The 21,777-nt window shown below is 55.7% G+C and carries 18 protein-coding genes; 2 read left to right on the top strand and 16 right to left on the bottom strand.

Going from position 1 to position 21,777, the window contains the following annotated elements; genetic code table 11:
- Positions 1-3 precede the first annotated feature (3 nt).
- A complete protein-coding gene (locus Dvar_RS06195; protein ID WP_419660833.1) occupies positions 4-288 on the top strand; it encodes a hypothetical protein in 285 nt (94 codons plus the stop codon).
- 115 nt (positions 289-403) lie between these two features.
- On the opposite strand, the gene bioB is transcribed toward Dvar_RS06195, so the two are convergent.
- The 4 genes from bioB to bioA are packed head-to-tail and all read right to left on the bottom strand — an operon-like array spanning position 404 to position 4,483.
- Complete coding sequence (bioB, locus tag Dvar_RS06190; protein WP_419660832.1) at positions 404-1,384, bottom strand: biotin synthase BioB; 981 nt, start codon at positions 1,382-1,384, stop codon at positions 404-406.
- Entirely contained in the window at positions 1,371-1,994 is a 624-nt protein-coding gene (gene bioD, locus Dvar_RS06185) for a dethiobiotin synthase (RefSeq protein ID WP_419660831.1), read from the bottom strand. The genes bioB and bioD overlap by 14 nt, the downstream gene beginning before the upstream one ends.
- On the bottom strand, positions 1,991-3,187 hold the full coding sequence (gene bioF / locus Dvar_RS06180; RefSeq protein WP_419660830.1) for an 8-amino-7-oxononanoate synthase: 1,197 nt from the start codon (positions 3,185-3,187) through the stop codon (positions 1,991-1,993). The genes bioD and bioF overlap by 4 nt, the downstream gene beginning before the upstream one ends.
- 3 nt (positions 3,188-3,190) lie before the next feature.
- On the bottom strand, positions 3,191-4,483 hold the full coding sequence (gene bioA / locus Dvar_RS06175; RefSeq protein WP_419660829.1) for an adenosylmethionine--8-amino-7-oxononanoate transaminase: 1,293 nt from the start codon (positions 4,481-4,483) through the stop codon (positions 3,191-3,193).
- A gap of 444 nt (positions 4,484-4,927) precedes the next feature.
- On the opposite strand from bioA, the gene Dvar_RS06170 reads away from it, so the two are divergent.
- On the top strand, positions 4,928-6,289 hold the full coding sequence (locus Dvar_RS06170; protein WP_419660828.1) for an MATE family efflux transporter: 1,362 nt from the start codon (positions 4,928-4,930) through the stop codon (positions 6,287-6,289).
- Positions 6,290-6,402: 113 nt separating this feature from the next.
- Here Dvar_RS06170 and Dvar_RS06165 read toward each other — a convergent pair whose 3' ends face one another.
- From Dvar_RS06165 to Dvar_RS06110, 12 genes are all read right to left on the bottom strand, one after another.
- Entirely contained in the window at positions 6,403-7,503 is a 1,101-nt protein-coding gene (locus Dvar_RS06165) for a hypothetical protein (RefSeq protein ID WP_419660827.1), read from the bottom strand.
- A 316-nt stretch (positions 7,504-7,819) separates the two neighbouring features.
- Positions 7,820-9,325 (bottom strand): sensor domain-containing diguanylate cyclase, encoded by a 1,506-nt coding sequence (locus tag Dvar_RS06160; RefSeq protein ID WP_419660826.1) that lies wholly within the window; start codon positions 9,323-9,325, stop codon positions 7,820-7,822.
- 204 nt (positions 9,326-9,529) lie between these two features.
- Positions 9,530-10,564, bottom strand: a complete 1,035-nt coding sequence (locus tag Dvar_RS06155) for a hypothetical protein (RefSeq protein WP_419660825.1) — start codon at positions 10,562-10,564, stop codon at positions 9,530-9,532.
- Between the two features lie 70 nt (positions 10,565-10,634).
- Positions 10,635-11,522, bottom strand: a complete 888-nt coding sequence (locus Dvar_RS06150; protein ID WP_419660824.1) for an ABC transporter ATP-binding protein — start codon at positions 11,520-11,522, stop codon at positions 10,635-10,637.
- 12 nt (positions 11,523-11,534) lie between these two features.
- Positions 11,535-12,380 (bottom strand): ABC transporter permease, encoded by an 846-nt coding sequence (locus Dvar_RS06145; RefSeq protein ID WP_419660823.1) that lies wholly within the window; start codon positions 12,378-12,380, stop codon positions 11,535-11,537.
- A 175-nt stretch (positions 12,381-12,555) separates the two neighbouring features.
- The gene (locus Dvar_RS06140) at positions 12,556-13,608 is read right to left on the bottom strand and encodes a putative urea ABC transporter substrate-binding protein (RefSeq protein WP_419660822.1); all 1,053 of its coding nucleotides are present in this window, start codon (positions 13,606-13,608) and stop codon (positions 12,556-12,558) included.
- Positions 13,609-13,777: 169 nt separating this feature from the next.
- A complete protein-coding gene (locus Dvar_RS06135; RefSeq protein WP_419660821.1) occupies positions 13,778-14,989 on the bottom strand; it encodes a toxic anion resistance protein in 1,212 nt (403 codons plus the stop codon).
- 38 nt (positions 14,990-15,027) lie between these two features.
- Positions 15,028-15,888 carry a hypothetical protein gene (locus Dvar_RS06130; RefSeq protein WP_419660820.1) on the bottom strand — a complete coding sequence of 287 codons (861 nt, stop codon included), beginning with the start codon at positions 15,886-15,888 and terminating at the stop codon, positions 15,028-15,030.
- A gap of 49 nt (positions 15,889-15,937) precedes the next feature.
- Positions 15,938-17,509 (bottom strand): phosphate ABC transporter substrate-binding/OmpA family protein, encoded by a 1,572-nt coding sequence (locus Dvar_RS06125; RefSeq protein ID WP_419660819.1) that lies wholly within the window; start codon positions 17,507-17,509, stop codon positions 15,938-15,940.
- A gap of 54 nt (positions 17,510-17,563) precedes the next feature.
- The gene (locus tag Dvar_RS06120; RefSeq protein WP_419660818.1) at positions 17,564-18,364 is read right to left on the bottom strand and encodes a vWA domain-containing protein; all 801 of its coding nucleotides are present in this window, start codon (positions 18,362-18,364) and stop codon (positions 17,564-17,566) included.
- A 24-nt stretch (positions 18,365-18,388) separates the two neighbouring features.
- Entirely contained in the window at positions 18,389-20,098 is a 1,710-nt protein-coding gene (locus tag Dvar_RS06115; protein ID WP_419660817.1) for an ABC transporter substrate-binding protein, read from the bottom strand.
- A 283-nt stretch (positions 20,099-20,381) separates the two neighbouring features.
- A complete protein-coding gene (locus Dvar_RS06110; RefSeq protein WP_419660816.1) occupies positions 20,382-21,716 on the bottom strand; it encodes an MFS transporter in 1,335 nt (444 codons plus the stop codon).
- Positions 21,717-21,777: the final 61 nt, after the last annotated feature.

The raw sequence follows: 21,777 nt of genomic DNA, 5'->3' as shown, positions 1-21,777 counted from the left end.
AGCATGAAAACAGGTGGAATCGGCAGGTATCTGGTCTGTGGAATCATGATGGTGATGCTGTTATTCGGCTTGAACACATTGGTATTTGCAGACCGTCAGGGCCCGCCGCCCAATGGCGGCGGTTTTGAGCAGGATGACGTGAACAATGACGGCAAGGTCACCAAGGATGAATTCAAGGGGCCTGAAGATCTGTTCGATAAGCTGGATGCCAATGGTGATGGCGAGATCACCAAAGAGGAGGCCAAACCAAAAGATGGCGGCCCGGGTGATCCGCCCCCCCAATCATAGAAGCGTGGCAAAACGAGATAGTGCGAAATTTTGGCTGTATTGTATGGTTCATCGCAAAGGAGACGTCATCGGTATAGCATAATGCTGTACCGACGATTTAGCCGCCGGGTTACGATTATTTGGCAATGAGCCCCAATTCATGAATCATGCGGTGATCGTCGGAAGGCTCGCAGCCCGGCGCCGTGAGATAGTTGCCGGTCATGATGCCCGAGGCACCGGCTTGAAATACACGGTCGTGATAGCATCCCAGGTTGGTCGTTCGGCCGCCGCAAACGAGGATCGGTTTATCGAATAAAAGGTAGCGCAAAAGAGCGATGATTTTCAAACACCGCAAGGCGGAAATCCCTGGCGTTTTCTCCAAGCGGGTTCCAGCAACGGGAATTAAAAAATTCACCGGCACGGCGTCCACATCCAGTCGCCGCAAGGCCACCCCCAATTCCAGGACCTGCGCGTCAGATTCTCCGATCCCGAAGATACCACCGGCACAAACCGCCATTCCCGCTTTTTTAGCCTCCGTGATCGTTTTAACGCGGTCCGCATAGGTATGAGAGGTACAGATCTTTTCAAAATGGCTTTCGGCGGTTTCCAGATTGTGGTGGTAGCGCGTAATCCCGGCCTGTTTCAACACCTCGAAATCCGAGGATCCCAGGGTTCCTAAAGATGCGCAGAAGCGCAAATCCTGCTTGGGCAGATCGGCGATGGCACCTGCCAGTCGCCCCACCGCTTTTTCGGACAAACGGCCACCGCTAGTGACCACGGAGAATCGGTGGATACGATTAGCTGTGGCGTATTGTTCTCCTTTTTGAATCGCTTGGCCGTCCATGAGCGGATACACCGGGACGTTGGTCTTTGCGTAAACCGACTGGGCACAAAAGGCGCAATCTTCTGCGCATTTGCCTGATTTGGCGTTGAGGATGCAGCAAAGATGCACCCTCTGCCCGAAAAAATGTTCACGAACGGCATTCGCCCCGGGCAGCATGGCAAAAACATCTTGTTCGGGCATGCGGGCCAGCTCATTGTATGTTTCATCGTCCGGCGGATTTCCATCGATAATGGCCGCCGCTATATCCAGGCATTGTTGTTTATTCACAGCCATTCCATTGCATTGCATTGAAGTGTTTGGCCAGCGCGTCCCGGGTAATCTTCCGCATCGGTTCGATTTCAAGGATGACGCGTACTCGTCCGTAAGTCTCGATGGCGTTTTTATTTGATTGGTTCTTGGGGCCGTTCATGACCACACCGATGACCTCAAGGCCGTTTCGATTCAGCACGTCCAACGAGAGCAGCGTGTGGTTGATAGTCCCCAGGCTGCTGCGGGCCACCAGGATCACAGGCAAAGCGAGCTTTTTGACAAGATCCAGCATCAGATGGTTTGCATTGATGGGCACCATGATCCCGCCGGCACCCTCCACGACCAATCCCTCGGCCTGCGCCGGGATACGGAAGTCGTCCAGGCGGATGCGAATCCCCTCGCGCCGGGCTGCCGCATGGGGAGACAAGGGATGGCTCAGCCGGTAGGTTTCCGGAAGAAAACGATCCCCGGGCAGGCCGGTCATCTCCCGGACCGTTCGCGTATCCCCCGGCGGTCCGCTTTGAATGGGCTTCCAGTAGCACGCACTTTTCATCCCGGCCATGAGAATCGCCGCCACCAGGGTTTTACCCACCCCCGTGTCCGTACCGGTAATGAAAAGCGTTTTGCTGTTCATGCGGCCACCGACGCCTTCCAGTCGAGGATGACCGACGCCAGATGCCGGATCTGCGCCCAACTGTGGGCGGCCGACAGGGTTAGCCGGATGCGGGCCATGGCGGCCGGGACCGTGGGGAAGCGAATGCCCGATGCCATGATCCCGTTTTGTTCCAGGTACGCGGCCAGAGCCATGGTCTGATCCTCCTGGCCGACAATGACGGGAATAATCTGGGTGGAGGAAAGGCCGGTATCGAACCCCGCCAGCTTGATCTGCCGGCGCAGGAAGCGGACCTTTGCCCACAGTTCTTCTCTTTCCCGGTGCATCCTGGGAACCAGATCCAGCGCTGCATCCACGGCCCCGATCACGGCCGGCGGCAGGGCCGTGGAATAAATCAGCCCCGTGCAATAATTAATAAGGTATCGGGCCATTTTTTCGGAACAGGCAACGAATGCCCCGAAGGCCCCCAATGCCTTTCCCAGCGTGCCGACCACCAGATCCACCGACTTGCCCGGACACACCCCCATCCCGCGCTTACCCAGTAAACCGGTGGCATGGGCTTCGTCCACAATCAAAAGCGCGGAAAATTCACCTGCAAGCGCGGCCAGACCACCGATGTCGGCTCGGTCACCATCCATCGAGAAAACGCTTTCGGTGACGATAAGCACCCGGCGATATCGTTTTCTTGATGCTTCCAGGATGCGGCGCACGGCGGACACATCGTTGTGGGCGGTCACCCGTACCGTGCAGCGGGCCAATCTGGCCCCCTGGATAATGCTGTTATGGTTGAGGCTGTCGGAAATGATCAGCGAGTCCCGGTCGGCCAGGGCCGGAATCACTGTTGTGTTGGCCTGGAAACCGGAATTGAATACCAGCACGCGCTCGGCATTCAGCAACCCGGCCAGCTTTTTCTCCAGATCGTGGGTACAGGAGAAACTGCCGCACACCAGCCGTGAGGCTGTGGCACCGGCGCCGAACCGGTCGGCATAATCTTTGGCGGCCTCGATAACCCGAGGGTGTTTGGAAAGCCCCAGGTAGTCGTTGGAACAAAAATTGACCAGGGCGCGTCCGTTTGCATCAACCTCGCTTGGCGAGATGGGAACCAGTGGCCGCAGGCTGCGCAGCAAATGCCCATCTTTTCTCTTTTGCATGGCAGCGTCGATGAATCCGTATTTGTCGGTACCAGGCGGCTGGCCGAAGATTTTATTTTTCATCGCTCATGGCTCGTATCGTTCGATGACCTGGCACATGGCCGCGCACAGCCGATCCAGATCGGTATCGGAAATAATGTAAGGGGGCATGATGTAAACCAGCTTTCCGAAGGGCCTGACCCACACCCCCGCCGCCACGAAAGATGCCTGCATGCGAGCCACGTCCACCGGAGCGTTCATCTCGACCACGCCGATGGCGCCCAGCACGCGAACGTCCGCCACCTGGGGCAGGCCGGCGATCGGGGCGAACCCCTCCCGCATGCGGGCCTCGATGGACCGGATCTTTTGCTCCCAGTCAGATTCCAGTAGCAGTCTCGTGCTGGCCACGGCTACGGCACAGGCCAGCGGATTACCCATGAATGTCGGCCCGTGCATGAACACCCCGGGATCACCGGAGCCGACCACCCGGGCGACGTCGGCCGTTGTCAGTGTCGCAGCAAGGGTCAGGGTGCCGCCGGTCAGGGCCTTGCCCACGCACATGATGTCGGGGCAGACCCCGGCATGCTCACAGGCAAACAGTTTCCCGGTGCGGCCGAATCCCGTGGCGATCTCGTCAGCAATGAAGAGCACCTTGTACTGGTCGGCCAGCTGTCTTACCCGGGCCACGTACCGGGGATGGTAAAACCGCATCCCGCCGGCGCCCTGAACCACGGGTTCCAGGATGATGGCCGCCGTCTGCTGGGCGTGCATATCGAGGATATCCGTAAGACTCTGGATATCGGATTCATCCCAAGGCATCTGAAAGGTGATGCGGGGCGCGTCGGCAAAATAATTTTGCACGAGAAAACCAGAAAAAAGGGAGTGCATACCTGTATCCGGGTCGCAGACACCCATGGCCCCGAATGTATCGCCGTGGTAGCCGTTTCTGATGGTTGCAAAGCGTTTTTTCTGCGGTTCTCCTTTGGCCTGCCAGTATTGCAGGGCCATTTTCATGGCCACTTCAACGGATACGCTTCCCGAATCGCATAAAAACACCGTCTCCAACCCTTCCGGGGTCAATTCCACCAACAGACGGGAAAGTTCCACCGCCGGAAAATGGGTCAGCCCACCGAACATGACATGCGCCATGTTCTCCATCTGCGCTTTGGCGGCCGCGTTCAATCGAGGATGGTTGTATCCGTGGATGGCGCACCACCAGGATGCCATGCCGTCGATGAGATCACGGCCGTCTGTTAGCCGTATGCGTACCCCCTTGGCCGACGCCACCGGATAGGCGGGCAGCGGACGTTCCAGCGACGTATAGGGGTGCCAGATATGGGCGCTGTCAAAAGTGAGAAGATCTCGTATCTGCTGGTTCATTGCGCTCCCGATTCAATTCGTTAACTAAAATTTCCGCAGAGGTTAACCAAATATTCTCTGTTCGTCAACAGGAAGTTGCCGGGACTTAGGTCATGGTTTCGGCAATAATGTTCTTAGCCCGGGCGCCTGCCACGTTTCTCACGGCCGTTAAGGGGGCAGACAATCAGAGCAAAAGAATCGGCAGCAATTGTAATTATGCCATATCGAACATTCCGATAACGAGCACCGCTTCGCTGAGCACGAGCACGACAGGCATTGGCATTTTTCGTGCTCGTGCTCGTAATCGTAATCGATCATTATTTTTTACTATCGATCGATGAAATCCACGCTGAACATCTCCACAATTACAATTGCAAAAGAATCGGCAGGCGGTTTGCAATCAGGGTAAGAATGGTTTAAGGGTGGCGGGTTCATCAAAAGCAGCCGCAACCAGAAAAGGCCACCATGAATCATCATCGCCGCCATCGCTACCAAGAACTGTTCTCCGTCAGCCTGCCCCTGGTTCTATCCATGGCGGCCACCACGGTCATGGAATTTACCGACCGGGTCTTCCTGGCCAATTACGATTTGGACGCCATTGCCGCGGCCATGCCCGCCGGGGTGGCCACATTTCTCATCCTGACCTTCTTCACCGGGGTCGCCGGCTACCTGAACGTCTTCATCGCCCAATATACCGGCGCCGGGGCACCGGCGCGTATCGGCCCCTGCATCTGGCAAGGGCTTTATTTTTCGGCATTGGCGACCATTTTGTTGACGGGTGTGTCCTTCTTGGCCGAACCGATCTTTCGCCTGGGCGGCCACCCGCCGGAGATTCAGCAACTGGAGTGCAGCTATTTCCGCATCCTTTGCCGGGGCGGCGGGATTCACGTGGCGGGGATTGCCCTGTCCTGCTTTTTTTCAGGCAGGGGTCAGACCAGGCCGGTGATGATCGTCAATGTGATCGGGATGCTGTTTAACATCCCGCTGGACTATGCCCTGATCAACGGCGCCTGGATATTTCCGGAAATGGGCATACAGGGCGCCGGGATCGCTACGGTGGGCGCCTGGACGCTGATCACGCTTTTTTATGCCCTGCTGATCTTCAACAAGGCCAATGACCAGCCTTACGGCGTGCTATCCCGGCGCGAATTTGACAACCGGCTGGCACTGCAAATCCTGCGCAAAGGTGTGCCTGCATCGCTTCAGTTCACCATCGATGTATTTGCCTTCACCTTCTTTATCTTTGCCGTGGGCCGGCTGGGCAAGACCGAGCTGGCCATCAGCAATATTATCTTTTCCCTGGAGTCCATCGCCTTCATGCCTGCGGTGGGGTTTTCATTGGGGCTGTCCACCCTGGTCGGCCAGTCGCTGGGACGCGACGATGTACCGGCCGCCCGTCGTTTCACCCGGCAGACCATATATGTGCTCATGACCTACATTGTTTGCCTTGATGCCATTTTTTTTCTCGCACCCCGCCAGGTCTTGGGGCTTTTCCTGGCCGCCGAGGCCGGCAATCCGGCTTACAGCCAGATACTGGACCATGCAACTGCCGTGCTGCGCACCATGGCGGTTTTTATCGCCTTTGACGCGCTTTATTTTACCTTTATCGGTGTGTTGAAAGGCGCCGGCGACACACGCTTTATCATGTGGAGCATGGCCGTTGGAACGATATTCGTGATGATCGTTCCGCTGTCGATCGTTATCGCCTATCTGAAACTGGGTCTGGTCGCCTGCTGGATCACATTGACCGTTTATGTGATATTTCTGTTTCTGGTTTCTTTCTGGCGATTTCGGCAGGGACGCTGGCAGCACATCCGCGTTATCTAGTCACAGGCCGGAAACAGCAGCACCCGGTCGAGATATAAAGATACTAAAGGATGACGTCACACCGTATGAGATGAAGCCATCCTTTTTTTCAATCCTAAGTACACTTCAGGCAATCAGGCGCGTACATCGGGAGGAGGCGTCCCGGGAGGTTCCGGGATGGTCAACGGCCAACGCAACCAAAATGCATTGTGGGCAATCAAGGCCGGGCCGACGATACACAAATTTACATAAATGATGAGGATATTGATGTCCGCCGGTATATTGGCCGCAGCCAGGGATGTGGCCGCCGGCGCAAGCAGCAGTCTCAGGATAAGAATCCAGGCCGTAATCAAGACACTGAGCATCACCAGCGCACTGATGGCTCTCTTGAAAAAGGTCAACCGGGTAATCCCCCAGAACTGAAGGTGCCAGGAGTAAACCAGTGCCCAGAAAATGATTGACGAGGCAACGGCGGCAAAAGAAAAGCTCGGGCTGAGCCCCAGGGCCAGACTACCTGTCCAGCATACATACCCTAAAACATGGGCCGTAATGGTCTGAGCAATGGCGCCTCCGGGATGTCCAAGATTGAGAAAAGGCCAACCTTGGGTCGTGAACACCGGATTGAAAATGAAGAACCAGGCAATGCTCCAAACCAGAAAACCGGTCAGCCAATCTGCATTGAGCGGCCCGTGGTGATTCGACGGCGTCTCGGCAAAAGGCGTTCCATCGAGATTGGTCAACGTACTCCAGATAATAATCGACAATACCAGAATGATTACGAAACTGACCGCCATGGTCGCCCAGGGATGAAGGGTTCCCTTAAACGGCCACCCATTCCAGTTGATTCCATATAAAAGCGTCAGCCAGAAAGCGATGACGCCGAACCATAGATACAGCGGGCCCATAGGCCAGCGCGGATAGACGTAGAGTAAAAACGCCAGCAATGCCGCGGTGCCCAATACCCAGATCAGCGTCATTCCCAGACCGGCCATAACCCTTGATTTCTGAGGCGTCCAGCCGCCGCCGGGTGGAGAAAAGGGAAAATTGTCGCCAAGCAGTGAAAGGTGCCCCAAAACGACAAGCATCATCAGCGTGGCAGGCATAATCTTTAAAATGGCGATGTCCAATGGCACCAAGTAGACAAAAACAAAAATACCAATGACTGTCAGTAAAAGCAGCTGAAGCAATCCTGATACCGAACCGTTAGGGCCAATCCCAATCTTTTGTTCATCCATCAAGCGTCCTCCTCTCCTTGAATAAAAGTAATCAATACCATTCCAAAACGTTGCACCGCCGGGACAGACGCCCACCGAAACCGGGCGTTTCAAATGTATTCGAATTTTTGATGGTGCTCATTTTTGAAGAAAAACAGAAAAGGGTGATTACTTCTATCCTTAGGAAAAGCTTTGACTGCAAGTCAAAGCAATTAAACTTATGCCTGGCATAAGTTTATTCAAACTTTTCCTGGCACTTCAATTGCAGTAGAGATTGGCGTTTTGTATTTCGAAACGAGAGGAAATGAGGAGACGTCTCAATTACACCCAGGGGGCGCTAATCCGCTTGAAACCGCCCGATCGCGTCCTTACCGGTTTCCTTGATGGCGAACAGGGCCTGGTCGGCGGCGGCGATCAGCGCATTCAGGTCGGTGGCGTGGTCGGGTAGTGTGGCAATCCCAAAGCTGGCCGTGAGTCTGACTTCAATGCCCGCGTCCAGGACATAAACCGTATCCCTGACCGTCTTACGGATTTCATTGGCTTTTAAAAGGGCCCGATCCATATCCATCCCCGGCAGCACGACGACAAATTCATCGCCGGCATAGGCCACGGCAAAAGCCGGCTGCTGCAGGCAGCCGTCAATGGAACGTGCCACCTCAAGGATGGCACGGGAGCCATTAAGATGTCCGTAGGTGTCCACGACCCGTTTGAAATGGTCCATATCCATGAAGATGACCGACACCGGCGTACCGGTGTCTTGGGCGTGCTCGACCCATTTATCCAGCGCTTGATACAGGTAGCGCTGGTTGTACAAACCGGTCAGGCCATCCCGGAACGCCTGCTCCCGGAATCGGCGCTCGCTCTCCCTGAGGGCCGCTTCCGCGGCTTTGCGCTCGGAAATGTCCACCATGGCGATGGCCACCCGTTCCAGGGTTTCTTCGTGGCCGGAAACGACCAGTGATTTTCCCAGCACGATTTTCCGCTCACCGCTGGTGGTCACCAGCGCGGCTTCCCGCTCGACAGCCGGGTTGCCATCGGCAGCAACCAGAATGACCTCCCGGGCCATATGCCGGAACTCTTCCGCGTCGGTGGGAAGAAACGCACCGTCGGGCAGCTCATGGACGGAGATACCCATCAATTTTAAAAACGCCTGGTTGTAGTCGGCCGTTTTAATCAGCGACCAGCAATGATGGATCTGTTGGGGCTGCTGGTCCAGGTATTGCCTGAAATTGGAAATGCCGTCGGCCCGAAGCTGTTCCAGATGTTCTTTTAGATCACTGACATCCCATTCGATCAGGGCGATAGGGGCGGACTGAAACAACTGACGATACCGCTTTTCACTGTCCCTGAGCGCCTCCTCAGCCCGTTTGAGATGGGTATAGTCCTCTACCATGGCCAGGACACCGGTAACAACGTTATCACTGTCCGATATGGGACTGAGATAGTAACGTAAATGGATCGGGTTCCCCTGGGGGTCGATGTGGGGATGGTCGGCAACGACCGGTCGTTTCTGATCGATGCAACGCGCGATGTCCGTGCGAATCCCTGAATCGGCCAGGGCCTCACAGGCCATGATATTTACTGTTGTCAGATCCTGGTCAGGCGGCCAGGCAAAAAGCTGGCGCATTTTTCGGTTGATGCCGGTAATCCCGCCTTGCATATCGACAATGAAGATTCCCAACGGCGCACTGTCACCAATCAACCGGGTTCGTTCTTCAAAGGCCCTCAAGGCCTCCTCGGCCTTTTGGCAGCGTTGTTCAATACCTTTTAGACGCGCCAGCTCTTGGCGCAGGGCATCAATTTCTGAAATGGCTGTTTCAATTTTGTGGGATTTTTCCGGCATCACCGATTCCTTGGCAAAAAAGGCCTGATGCGTCAGGATTTATTTAACCATCCAGCTTATTACAAGCGCCTGACGTTGGTACCGTACCAATATCTGAGAAACGGTTCTTTTTACCGGATATGCATGAATCGGGTCAACGGTTTCCTTGACTGTTTCTTTGACATTACCAAAGATTAATAAAAATCTTACATTATCACCACATGGCTATTTCGCCGCAGTGCGCGTGATCGTGTTCAGGATATCAAAATTCTGTGTTCGGTTGAATTCTTCCAGCGGGTCGATCATCCAATGATTGTCGTGCGTTAAAAATGAACCGCCGGGGACGGCCAGACCTTCATCGGACAAGCCGATAAAGATGGAAAGCGGCTTGCCCCGGCCCGCTTCGGCTGCCCGGGCCACATCCTCAAGGCGGGGGGGCAGATAATCACCAGCCTTGAAGGCGGTTTCCAGCGCGGTGCCCGTGGCTGCATAAGTGGGATTGAGATGCATGTTGATGGTGGCGCCGAATTCTTTGGAAACGCGACTCAGATAATCGATGGCGTTATGAATGTCCGCCACGGCGTCAGGGTCGCTGATTCCCGGTACGGGTTTCTGCATAAAATAGCATTTTAACGAGAAATGATAGCGGGCCAGTTTTTCGGCCAGGGATTCAAAAACCTTGAGGGTCAGGCCCTTGTCGAAAACATCGTTGCGGATATGATCATCGAAGGCTTCGAACCCGATGGCGATCTCAAGGCTGGTGGGGGTATCGCCCTCGGCCAGGGCCCGGGAGATGAACTCCAATTCAGCGATTTCCACGTACTCCGGCCGGGATTCCATGCACAGCATGGAAAGATTGGGCAAATATTGATTCAGCCGGGCGATGAGATACATGAGCGCCGTGGAAGACAAGGTGTCTTCATCCAGCACCGATCCGTTGTTGCTGAGGATCACTTTGCGGACCGCATTCCGGCGCCGCTGCACCTCGGGATCGGCAAACAGGTTGTCCACCTGCTGCATCAACGATCGGTAGTCGACATGCTCCTGGGACACCTTGGACGGCAAATTGCACCCCAGACAGCGTGACCAGCGACAGGCCTGGGTGTAGAAAACCACAAACAGCACCAATCCCTCGGGCGAGGTCTGAAACCACATCTGGGCAATCTGTGAAGGGTCGTGGTTCTGGTTGAAAGCATACGTCTTGCCGGCTTTGTCGTTGCCGTAAATAATCTGCCTTTTGACGGTATCGGATGTACTCATGTAAAGGTTCTCCTTCCCCTTGCCGGAATGTTTAAGACGCTGGATCGCGATGCCTTGATGCCTTGCGTTTTCACGAATCGGCAAAGGTAATAAATGAATCGGGATGATTGAGGTTGAACGACCGGGCCTGTTGCAGATACTCGGGATCGAAGCCTTCGGCGCGGATTTTCTGAATGAACTGCCCGAACTGGGCGGTGGCCTTGAGTGTCGTGGAGGGGGCCTTATCCCGCTGCAGCGGATAATCGGCAACGATGCGGGCGCCCATGGTGACGCCCGGCGCATCGTCTCGTTCATGGGTATAGAACTGGGAAAGCACCAGAATCCGCGTTCCCAGGAAAACGGCCTCCTCCAGGTCGTGGGTAACGAAGAAAATGGTCATGCTATGGCGTTCCCACAGCTCAAGGATTAAAATCTGCATCATTTCGCGGGTTCCCGGGTCCAGCGCACCAAACGGTTCATCCATCATCAAAATTCGGGGTCTCATGATCAGCGCCTGGGCAATGGCCACCCGTTGCTGCATGCCGCCGGAAAGCTGATGCGGGTATTTATGGGCATGGTCGGCCAATTGAACGCTGTCCAGGTAATGCATGGCCTCTTCGCGATCGGCCTTTTTACCGCCCAGGGCCTTGAAAAACGGCAGGCCCAGCCGCTTGCCCAGCAAAATATTATCAAGAATGGACAGATGCGGGAAAAGCGAATAGCGCTGGTAAACAATCCCCCGGTCCGGACCAGGGGTTTGAATGGGGCGGCCCTGCATCAGCAGTTGCCCGCCGCTGGCCCGTTCCTGTCCCAATATTAGCCGCAACAAGGTGGACTTGCCGCACCCGCTGGGCCCCACCACGGTGCAGAACTCATGTTCCCGCACGGCCAGATCAATGTCATTTAAAACCGTTTTCCGTCCATAGGCCTTGGTCACGTTTTCGAGATAGAGCAGGTACTCGTTCTGGAAGGTTTGCATGTCGGTTGTCCTTTACCCGTCGGATGTGGGGTTGTACCACGGATAGCGATAAGCGACCCACCAGCGCAGACCTAAATCCAGACAATAGGCCAATCCGGTAATCCAGGCCACATAAATGATGATCACATCCATGGACAGGTACCGTCTGACCAGGAAAATACGGTATCCCAATCCGTCCTGGGACGCGATGGCCTCCGAAGCGATCAGGAAAAGCCAGGCCGCCCCCAATGAAAGCCGTACCGTATCGATCAGTCGCGGGATGATCTGTGGATAGACCACCCGGTAGATCACACCGGGCTGGGACGCGCCCAGGGTCAGGGCCTTGACGATGTTTTCCCTGGGGATCTTGCCGGCGGCCAGATAGATATCCCGGGCGATCAGCGGAAACGTCCCCAGGAAAATGAGCATGGTTTTGCCCACTTCGTCCACGCCGAAACTGATGAAGAGGATGGGCAGGATCGCCAGGGGCGGTATATTGGCGATAAAGGTGACAAACGAAAGGCCAAGGTATCTGAGCCCCGGCAGCATCCCCATGTTGAGTCCCAGTAGAAAACCGACGACGGCAGCTGCGCCCATGCCGATAACAAGCCGTTTGAGGCTGGCGCGGGTATCGCTCCACAGCAAAATGGTGCCGCTGCGCCGGTCCGTTTCCAGGGCTACTTTTTTAAAGGCCTTGCCGATTTTTGACACCGTGGGCAGTAGTTTATCCTGGGGATTTTCAGCGTAGCGCATATTGGAGGCAACCAGATAGACGGAGAAGAGCAGGATAAACGGCAATACCGCCAGCAGAATCCGCAATCCGGTCGGCGGATCGGCGTGCAGGCCCAAGAATTTGGGTGGTTTGGATTGCATGATCATGATTGTTTTCCTCGCACCTGGACTGGTGCCTTAGAGGCTGTTTGAGAAGTCTGGATCAGGCCCGATAACAAGGCGGAAAGTGGCTTAAAAGCGGAGCATATATGTAATATGTGAGCATTTTGAGACAGTTTCCAACGCCGTTAGCGGGCCTGAGACGGATTCATCAAACAGTCTCTTAGAGGGTTCCGTCCGCCGCCATTTTCATATAGCCCGCATCAAATCGCAGACGAACATTGGATTTATTGCCCAGCACCGTGCCGTCGGGAAAGGCAATGCCCACGGCATCCTTGGACTCGGCATCGCCGAACAGCCCATGGTCGAACGAGAAATCACGAACATAGGCCATGGTCTGCTTGAGCTGTTCACCGGTGGTAAAGGCCACGGCATCACTGGCTTTGTAAAACATGGCCGTGGTGCGCAACTGGGCCTTGAATTCGGCCACCGTGCCGCCGGCAAAGTCGGCCATGGCGGCAACGGCGTCCATACCGGCCTTGCTCTTGGCCGACATGACCGCCATGGTTTCGTACCATGCGCCCACAAGGGCTTTTTTGAACTCGTCCGGCGAATCGGTGCGGACCACCATCATATCGATGATTTCACCCGGAATCTTGCTGGAATCGAAAATCAGCTCGGCGCCCTTCTCATTCCGGCACTGCATCAGGGGCGGATTCCAGGTCACGACGACCCCATCCTTGTCGGCGGCGAACACGGCGGCAATATCGGCATCCGAGGTGTTGACCAGTTTAACATCCCGTTCCTTCATCTGGTTCATGCCAAGGGCCCGGGCCAGCAGATAGTGGGACACTGAGAGTTCCACCAGCTTGACCCGGCGTCCTTTCATCTGTGCGACCTGATTGCCGCCTTTCATCACGATCCCGTCGTTGCCGTTGGAAAAATCCCCGACGATCAGCGCGGTGGAGTCAATCCCGCCCACGGCAGGAATGGTCAAGGCGTCCATATTGGTCATCACGCATCCCTGATAGGCACCGCCGGTGTAAAGGTTGATGCTTTCAATATAATCGTTGATCAGATCCAGTTGGATCTTAATGCCATATTTGGTGGCCCACTTGTCCAGAATTCCGCTGCTGCGGGCGTACTCCCAGGGCTCCCAGCCCGTGTAGTGCGACCATGCCACCCGGTAACGTTTCTCCGCCAGCGCCATCGGGGGCATGACCACCACGGCCAGCAGAAAAAGAACCCCACTCCATTGAATCATTTTCTTCATCATGACGGATCTTCCCTTCCTTTTGGTGTCTGTCCAGAAATGGTGAATCTCGCCTGAGTTCAAGGCGGGCAGCGAATTCAAACCGGAGACATATAGTTAATATTTCGAGGATTTGGATTTGCTGCCCAACGCCGAAATCGGGCGAGAGGCGCCGTTTCTGGATGGATACTAATTAGGATGCGTCGATGTCTAGGGAGAACACCGGCTCCATCTGAGTGCCCTTCTCCATGCGCAGGATGGCGGCTTCCGTGGTTTTGGTCAGCGTATCCATCTCCAAAATGCTCTGGGCCATCTGGGGCAGGGCTTTTTTACGGAAATCGGAAATATCGTCCAGAGCCCCATTGATGTCCACGAAGGCTTTTTTCAGGGTTTCCATGTCCAGTTGGGTGCTGCTGGCCTGTTTGTGGATCTCGGTTCCCTGGGTGCGCAATTGCGCGGCGGTCTGGGCGATCAGGCGGTTGGTGGTTTTGTTGACCGCGTCGATTTTATCCAGAACGATTTTCTGGTTGGCCAGCGCCAGCGCCACGGTAACGGCCACGTTCAGGGCATTGACGGTGACATTCATGCCACGATCGACCCCTTTGACCAGTTCTTTGTTGTTGCGGATGATGATCTCGATGGCCAGTACGCCCTGTTGATTGACGGCCAGTTGCTGCTGAAGGTCCTGGATACGCTGACGCAAGGGAAACAGGATTTCATCCTCGATAAACCGCCGCCGCGGATCCTCTCCCGGGATTTCCCGTTCCAGGGCGTAGTCAATTTTCTGGTCGATGAGCATGCCCAGCTCAATGGTTTTTTGCAGGCGGTGGGTCAACTCGCGCATGGCTTTCTGATCCTGGTTCAGGGTCACGTTGTCACGTTGCAGCACTTTTTTACCCTCTTCCAGGGAGCGCATGATGGCGTCGATCACGGTCTGCGAGGATTCGAAGCGGGTGAAAAACCGTTTCAGCGGCGTGCCGACGCCCGGCAGGAATCCCAGGGTACGGGAAAACCAACCGGCTTTAAAGTCGAACTGGCCGGGGTCCAGTTCTTCGACCTTCAGTTTCAAATTGACCAGGGCGTTTGCCACCTCCCCGCCGTCCTCGCCTCTGGCGGCCAGTTTGCTGATGGGTTCCTTGAGCATGGCGGAGCGATGGGCGGCATCCTTTTGACTTTTGCTGCCCAGATGCTCCACCGCTACCTTATTCTGCTGCCAGGCATCAAAATTGGCCGGATCCTCGGGATTCAGGCCCAAAATGGCCTGCACGAAGGCAGAGGCCTGCTGGTCAAGCTGCGGATCGGGCGTATCCGGAACCGATATGGCCTGGGGATCGACCAGTCCCACGTCCTGCTGTATGGCGAGCGGATCGGCCAGAACCAGTTCCTGGCTGGTGGTTGTCGTCATTTATTCCTCCTTTATAATTTTGATCGGGATTCAAGGTATTACAGGTTTTCGTAATCATGCGCCTGGGTCGCCAGGGCATGCAATTGGGCGATGGCGGATTCGATGTCGCTGTTTGAAAACTTGCGGTCCTGGGGCCACTGGGCGATGGCTGCGGAAATGGTCTCCATCTCGGTCATGGCGGCTTCGTTGCCGGCCATCAAGCGGTCGATTTTCTTGATCTGTTGGTTCCACAGATCCAGGCGCTGCTCAAGCGACCGGCGCTGGTCCAGCGCTTCCGGGCCGGACTGCGGGTTTTCATCGATTTCCCGCAGCCGCCCGTGAATATAGGCTAAATCAATGGATGTGGCGCTTTTCAGAATACCGGCCACGGTGTTCAGATTGTCCAGCACACTCAGACTGACCTGTTCCGCGGCCCCCATGAACCGCCCGTAGGTGATTTCATTGGGTCGCAGTTTCATTCCCAGCAGCTCCTTGACATTGTCCAGCTTGATCCGGATGCTCTTGAGCTGGGCAATGCCCGTTGCGGCGGTACGGTCGAGCCCGACGACCCCGGCGCAAGAGCGCAGACCACGCTCAATATTATCGATCAGCTGGATCTCGTACTGTTTCTGCCTTTGATGAAGCGAGTCGAGATAGCGGCTGCCCACGGCCTCATGCCTGAAAAAAATCTGCAGCACGGCCCACACCGGCCCGAGCAGGGTCAGGCCGATGGCCGTGCCCAGCAGCATCGATACATCGAACAGGCTGCCCACCACGCCGGCGCTGATGCCCAGGGCGATGGAATAGATGGTCACCGGATGTTTCAGGCCGCTTTGAACCACGGCCTTCTGAATTGCCGCGGGAAGATAATCGCTGGTATGAGGAGGTTCCACACGCTGGTCTGCTGGTTGTGCATCCATTATAATAAATAGTACCTAGCTGAGGCTATAGGGTTTCTCAAACGGGCGCTTAAAAATCTTCCCGTGCCAACACTATTTCCACCCGGGGCAGTCGGTACATCCATGTCCGGCGGGATTCTCCGGGCGCCTGGGGCAAGGGTTGGCTGCCGCCGTAGCCGAGTACGCGCAACCGGTCGACATCGATGTTATAAACAACTTGCAGGTAGCGGGCCACGGCATCGGCCCGTTCCTTGGAGAGTTTCTTATTCTGGCTGTCATCCCCGCGCACGTCCGTATGTCCCTTGATGATAATCCGAAAATTGGGATAGTGCTTCAACCGCTCCACAGCCTGGTCGATCACTTTTTTGGCAATCGTATCGAGCTGCGAGGTGCCCTGCTGAAATACGATGGGATCGACCTTGAGGGTTCCCACCTCTTTCAATCGGTTCCACTGGCTGTCACTCAAGGCGGAAAACGGGGCTTCCAGTGAATTGACAATTCCCGAACCGCTGTTTTTGCCACCGGCCGTAGAAAACGAACCGGCCAATCCCTTGGAAAAAATGGTGCTCAAAAAACGGCTGTTGACTAATCGATAAGGGTCGTCGTCCGGAATCGGTGTGTTGGAAAAATCGCCCGCATTCACCAGGATCTCGGCGCTGGCCAGGATGGCATCCACCAGCCCTTCGTCGGCGAATTGCCCCGGTGCGGAAATGCCGAACCATTTTTCGCAATTGCCGCTGAAGTTGGCCCATTCAACACCTTTGAGCATGGCCGCGACGGCATCCTTGCCCAATCCGGTTTCGGAGCGGACCTGCTTGATTAAAAGATCCGGATTGTCCCGGTATTTTTTCAGCACCCGGAAATAGGTGCCGATCAAAAGCTGGACCACCTCGGGTTTCTTTTTGAGGATCTTTCGCCCGGCCACCAGAATATCCACGATCAGGCGTTCGGTGTCCTCGGTCCCCAAGAGTTTGACAATGCCTTTCTCGCCAAGGGCCCGCGAGACGTCGGGCTCCCAGCACACCGCGACATCGGTGCGGCCGGCAAGCAGTTTGTCCACGGCATCCCCCGAACCGCTGGTTTCCATACGCAATTTACCGCGAGGCAGCAGCTCCGGCACGCTGAAGTGGTCGGCGGCGGCCTTGGCCAGATGATGGCTCGGGCTGTTCGGTGTGAAGGCCACCCGGATATCGTCCGCGCCCTTGAGCGCATCCAGACCGGCCACCTTGTCCGCACGGGCCAAAATGGCGTCCCCGCCTTTGGACTCGTCGATGACCATGACGATGGCCCCCGGATAATTTCTGGGGCTCCCGTTGAGAATAAACGAATCCACCGTGGCCACGGCCAGATCGATCTCGCCGTCCTTGAGACGGTCCATGCGGCGGGCATAGTCGGCCTGGTCGTCCTCGCAGATCAGGATATAGCCGGTCCGGCGCATGGCCTCTTCCATCTCCGGAGACCGGAGGATGAAATACCCCACCCAGTTGTCCAGCGCCACGACGATCTTGCCTTTTGTTTTGGCTGCATCGGTGGTGGCCCGCTGCTCGCTCTTTTCGAAATAAGGCTGCAAAAACTTGACCGCCAGGGCGCCAACAACAACGATGACCACCAGCAACAGGGCCCCCACGACATTTCGGTTCATTCGGGAAAACTCCTAAACGTCTGTGTATTGAATTCGTTTACGGATGGCGGACGGTTACCTTGTAAAGGCGTCTTCGTCAAAGGATTCCGATTCCGCCAGGACTTCCTGCAACCCCTTTTGCAATTGCTCGGGATTGTCCGCCGATTTATAGATGGTTCGTCCCGGCTGGTTCAACGAGTGCTCTTCGCCGATGCAAAAACCGATACTGTAAATGATGATCGGTGACCGGGACAACACCTTGCCCACAACATCATTCAGTCGGGAGATGGAATTGGCGTAACCGTCGGTAACCACCACGATGGTGTATTCGCCGTACCCCAACTGGCGCTGCCCCTGTTCGGTGAATGTGTTGTAGGCATAGATGATGGCGTCTGACAGGGGCGTTTTGCCGCCGGCCTGGATCTGTCCGATGGCCTGGTTGAAGGCATCGCGGTTGCCGGTGGCCAGGGGAAGGGTCAAGGTCCCCAGGTTATGAAAAGCAAACAGGCCCAGATTGGCATTGGCCGGTATGCTCTTGGACCAGGCAGTGACGGCTTTTTTGGCGACTTCGATTTTCTGACTGTTGCCGGAGCACTTTTTGTCCTGCATGCTGCCGGAGCCGTCGAAAATCAGCAGATAGTTTTTGGCCGTCAAATTCTCGGCCAGGCCGCCTACAGGCGCATCCTCGGACAAAAAGGGCCACACAGCGGATCGGGCGGCCGGCTTTGGCGCTGGGGCAGGCGCAGGCGCAGGGGGTGGAGACGGGGCCGGTTGCTGTTGACTAGCGGCCTTTTTGGCAGGAGGCGGCTCGTCGGAGCAGCCTGCCACCATGAGCGTCAATCCGATAAAAAAAAGAAGAAACAACTTGCTTGTCATTGGGTCCTCCGCTGATCCGTCTGGTTAATCCAAGGGGACAAACGCCTCATCCTCGGCTTCAATCTGGATAATTCGGAACACCACCCGCATGTTGCTCAACCACTCTTCCTTGGTCTGGGGCTTTGGGTATTTGGGCTGAGCAATGCCATGGCCGATGACCGTGAACTGACTCTGATCCAGGGGCACGCCTTTGTTCGTGGCAAATTGGATCACACTGTCACGAACGGCAATGGCCCGGTTCATGCTCAGATTCTTGGCGGCCTGCTTGGTGCGTTTCAATTGAACAGGACTGGCGCCCTTTTGTTCCAGACGGCGATATTTGTGCGGATCACTATGCCCCTCGACCGTAATCACGGCCCCACCATAGGTCGATGCCAGATCGACGATACGCTTGAACCCATCCGCATAAAGATCCTCGGGGAAGTCATTCTGGTTGGGTTGAAAATTGATTTCCAGGCTGAACAATTCTCCCTCCCCCAGCGTTCCCATGGCCTGTTTTCGGGCCACCACCTGGGCCACGGCAGCCGACTTGAAGCGCGGTGCCGCCACATCATCGATACCCGAGAGCCCGGCCCGCAAGGCATCGTAATCCCACCGGGCCTGATCCAGGGGGGATTTTTTGCCAAGCAGCCCGAAAGTGACAAACGATGACTGGATTTCATCCACCAGATGCGCCATCCCGCGTGGCCATTTCTCATCGCCGAAAAACCTGACATTGCCTCTGAATCCGACGAATTCGCAGTCACCGTACAAGGCTTCGGCATCGGCCGTTGCCTGGGGGCTGTCCAGCAGGATGGACGCCGACGCTGAGAGAAGCGCTTGATAGCCGGCAAGATTTTTCTGCTTGTTGCTAAAAAGCGACTTGAGTTCCTGGGTTCCCAGCAACAGACCATGCACAAACGCCTGAACCTGATCCTGATGGGACTGAAAAAAATCGCTGCGCACGGCGTAGACATCGGCAATGATCCGATTGGCCGTTTTTGTGGAGATCATGATGCGGGCACCTTTCACCGACCCCTCGGCACCGGTCCCAACGGTTCCGTTGGATGTCAGCATCAAGCCGTCGGGGATAATCACAAAGGCCGCATCCACATCCTTGTTGAAGATGACCTCGGCCGGCGTATCGGCGGTTCCGGAAAGGTCCTTGGTCCAGCGGATATTGATGTCGTTCATGGAAAGCCCGGCATCTTTCAATATTTTAGCCAGATAATCCACATGGGGGCCATAGGCCTGAAGCGCAACGGTTTTTCCCTTCAGATCCTTGGCCGAACGGATGCCTTCCTTGACCACCAGGCAGTCGCCGCCACTGCTCCAGGTTAACTGATAGACAATCACCGGTTTGGTACGCGGATCACGATTGAGTACATCGGCCGCCAGGTTGATCATCCCCATGGTGCCGCGTAAAAACGGACTGTCCCCCCGCATGTAGCTCTCCACCTGATTCCTGAAGACATCCTGGCGGACCAGGTTCAAGGAAAGCCCCTTTTTGGCAAAGATACTGCCATCGGCGGTCCGGGCGCTGTTGCCGTTAGCCAGAATCGTCGCCATATCCCCGCCCCAGGTAATCAGTGGGACGGTAAGCTGTTTGCCGGATTTGACGTCCCCCACCGGGGTCTTGATTTGCGTGGCCAGCGGGGGGGACTGAACGGCCGCCGCCGTGCTCCAGAAAAGCAGGGTGCAAATCAGGCTGTAAAACAAATAACGGCAGACCCTTCCGCATCGTATCGGTTTCATATATTCCTCCATGGGCATCGATTTCTTGCTTGAAGTGGGCAATCCCCGTCTTTGGTTGACGAAGTGCCATCGGTCGGTGGTGCTGGTGCTTGGTTGATGTGCTTTATTTTCAAATGGGTTGTGACGATTGATGTATCCGTAATTTTTATTATGATGTATCGAAGGCCGCCTGAATTGTCAACGCGTGGCGTCGACGGTTGATGGCGGCACGGCTACCTTTTTTTTCGGGCAAAAGGGAAATTCCATAAATTATTTTATGTATCCGTCAAGCAAATTGGATCTTTCAACCTTCCAGCCTGGCTGCCTGTGCCCGGCCCTTTTCCTCATCCACAAAATAAAGCAGCACGGCACCGGCAACAAAAAGGATCAATACCGAGGCGATGCTCCACCGCGCAGCCTGGCTGCCCACCCGGGCCATGTCCGCAGCGGTGGGATTGTCCGGCATAAGGACATGGCGCATCAACAGTCCCGCCCCGCCCACCAGAAGCGGGCCGATAATCACGGCAAATTTTCCCAGCATGTTATAGAATCCATAAAATTCAGCGGGCTTATCCGCCGGGATCAGACGTGCATAATAGGACCGGGAAAGGGCCTGGATACCCCCCTGCACCAGTCCGATAATAATCGCCAGGATGTAAAATTCCTCTTTGCGGGTCATGGTCACACCAAAACAGGTGGCAGCCGCGTAGACACCGATGGCAATGTAAATGCCCCGGCGCGGCCCCCAGCGCTTTCCCAGCCGGCCAAACACCAGGGCTGCCGGAAAGCCCACGAACTGGGTGATCAGAAGGGCCAGCAACAGATCGTTGGCGGCAAAGCCTATACTCATACCGTAATCCACAGCCATGCGGATAATGGTATCCACGCCGTCAATGTACAGCCAGTAGGCACATAAAAAAAGAAAAACGGTTTTCATATGCCGGATACGCTTAAACGTGGCTTTGAGTTGGGCAAATCCCCCGATCCATATGCCGGATGGTGTGGCATCGCTTTTGGGGGCCGACGGCTCGGGAACCCAGAACAAAATAAACAGGGTAAACCCGCCCCACCACAGCCCCACCGTAAAAAACCCTACCTGAACCGCCTGGCCCGCATCGGCCAGACCGAAGCGATGGGGCATCATAACCATGAGAACATTGATCAGAAACAGCAGGCCGCCGCCCAGATACCCCATGGAATAGCCCAGGCTCGATACCACATCCACCTCGTTTTCATCTGCCACCACCGGCAGCATCGCATCGTAGAACACAATGGATCCCGAAAATCCGATCACGCCCAGGACATAAACCGTGGCCGCCAGAATCCATTGGCCCTGACCGACAAAAAAAAGCGACAGGCTGCTGACTACGCCCAGATAGGCAAAAAAGGCGAGAAACCGCTTGCGGGCGGATCCGCGGTCGGCCACGGCGCCCAGCACCGGCGCAGCCAGCGCCACCAGCATGCCGGCCACGGCATTGCCCACACCCAATCGTGCCGTACTCAGGTTTACGTCAACACCGGCACTCCAGTATTGTTTAAAAAAAACAGGAAAAAAACCGGACATGATGGTAACGGCAAATGCGGAATTGGCCCAGTCGTACATGGCCCAGCCCCAGACCGCTTTTTTGGTAGGTGACATTTGGTTAACGCTCCTTCACTATGCAGAAACGATTTATTCTTGAAAAAACAGAGGGCCAACC

It is taken from the genome of Desulfosarcina variabilis str. Montpellier (assembly GCF_048565275.1).
Taxonomy (GTDB): Bacteria; Desulfobacterota; Desulfobacteria; order Desulfobacterales; family Desulfosarcinaceae; genus Desulfosarcina; species Desulfosarcina variabilis.
The sequence above is the reverse complement of the archived record's forward strand: the minus strand, read 5'-3'. Positions and strand labels throughout refer to the sequence as shown.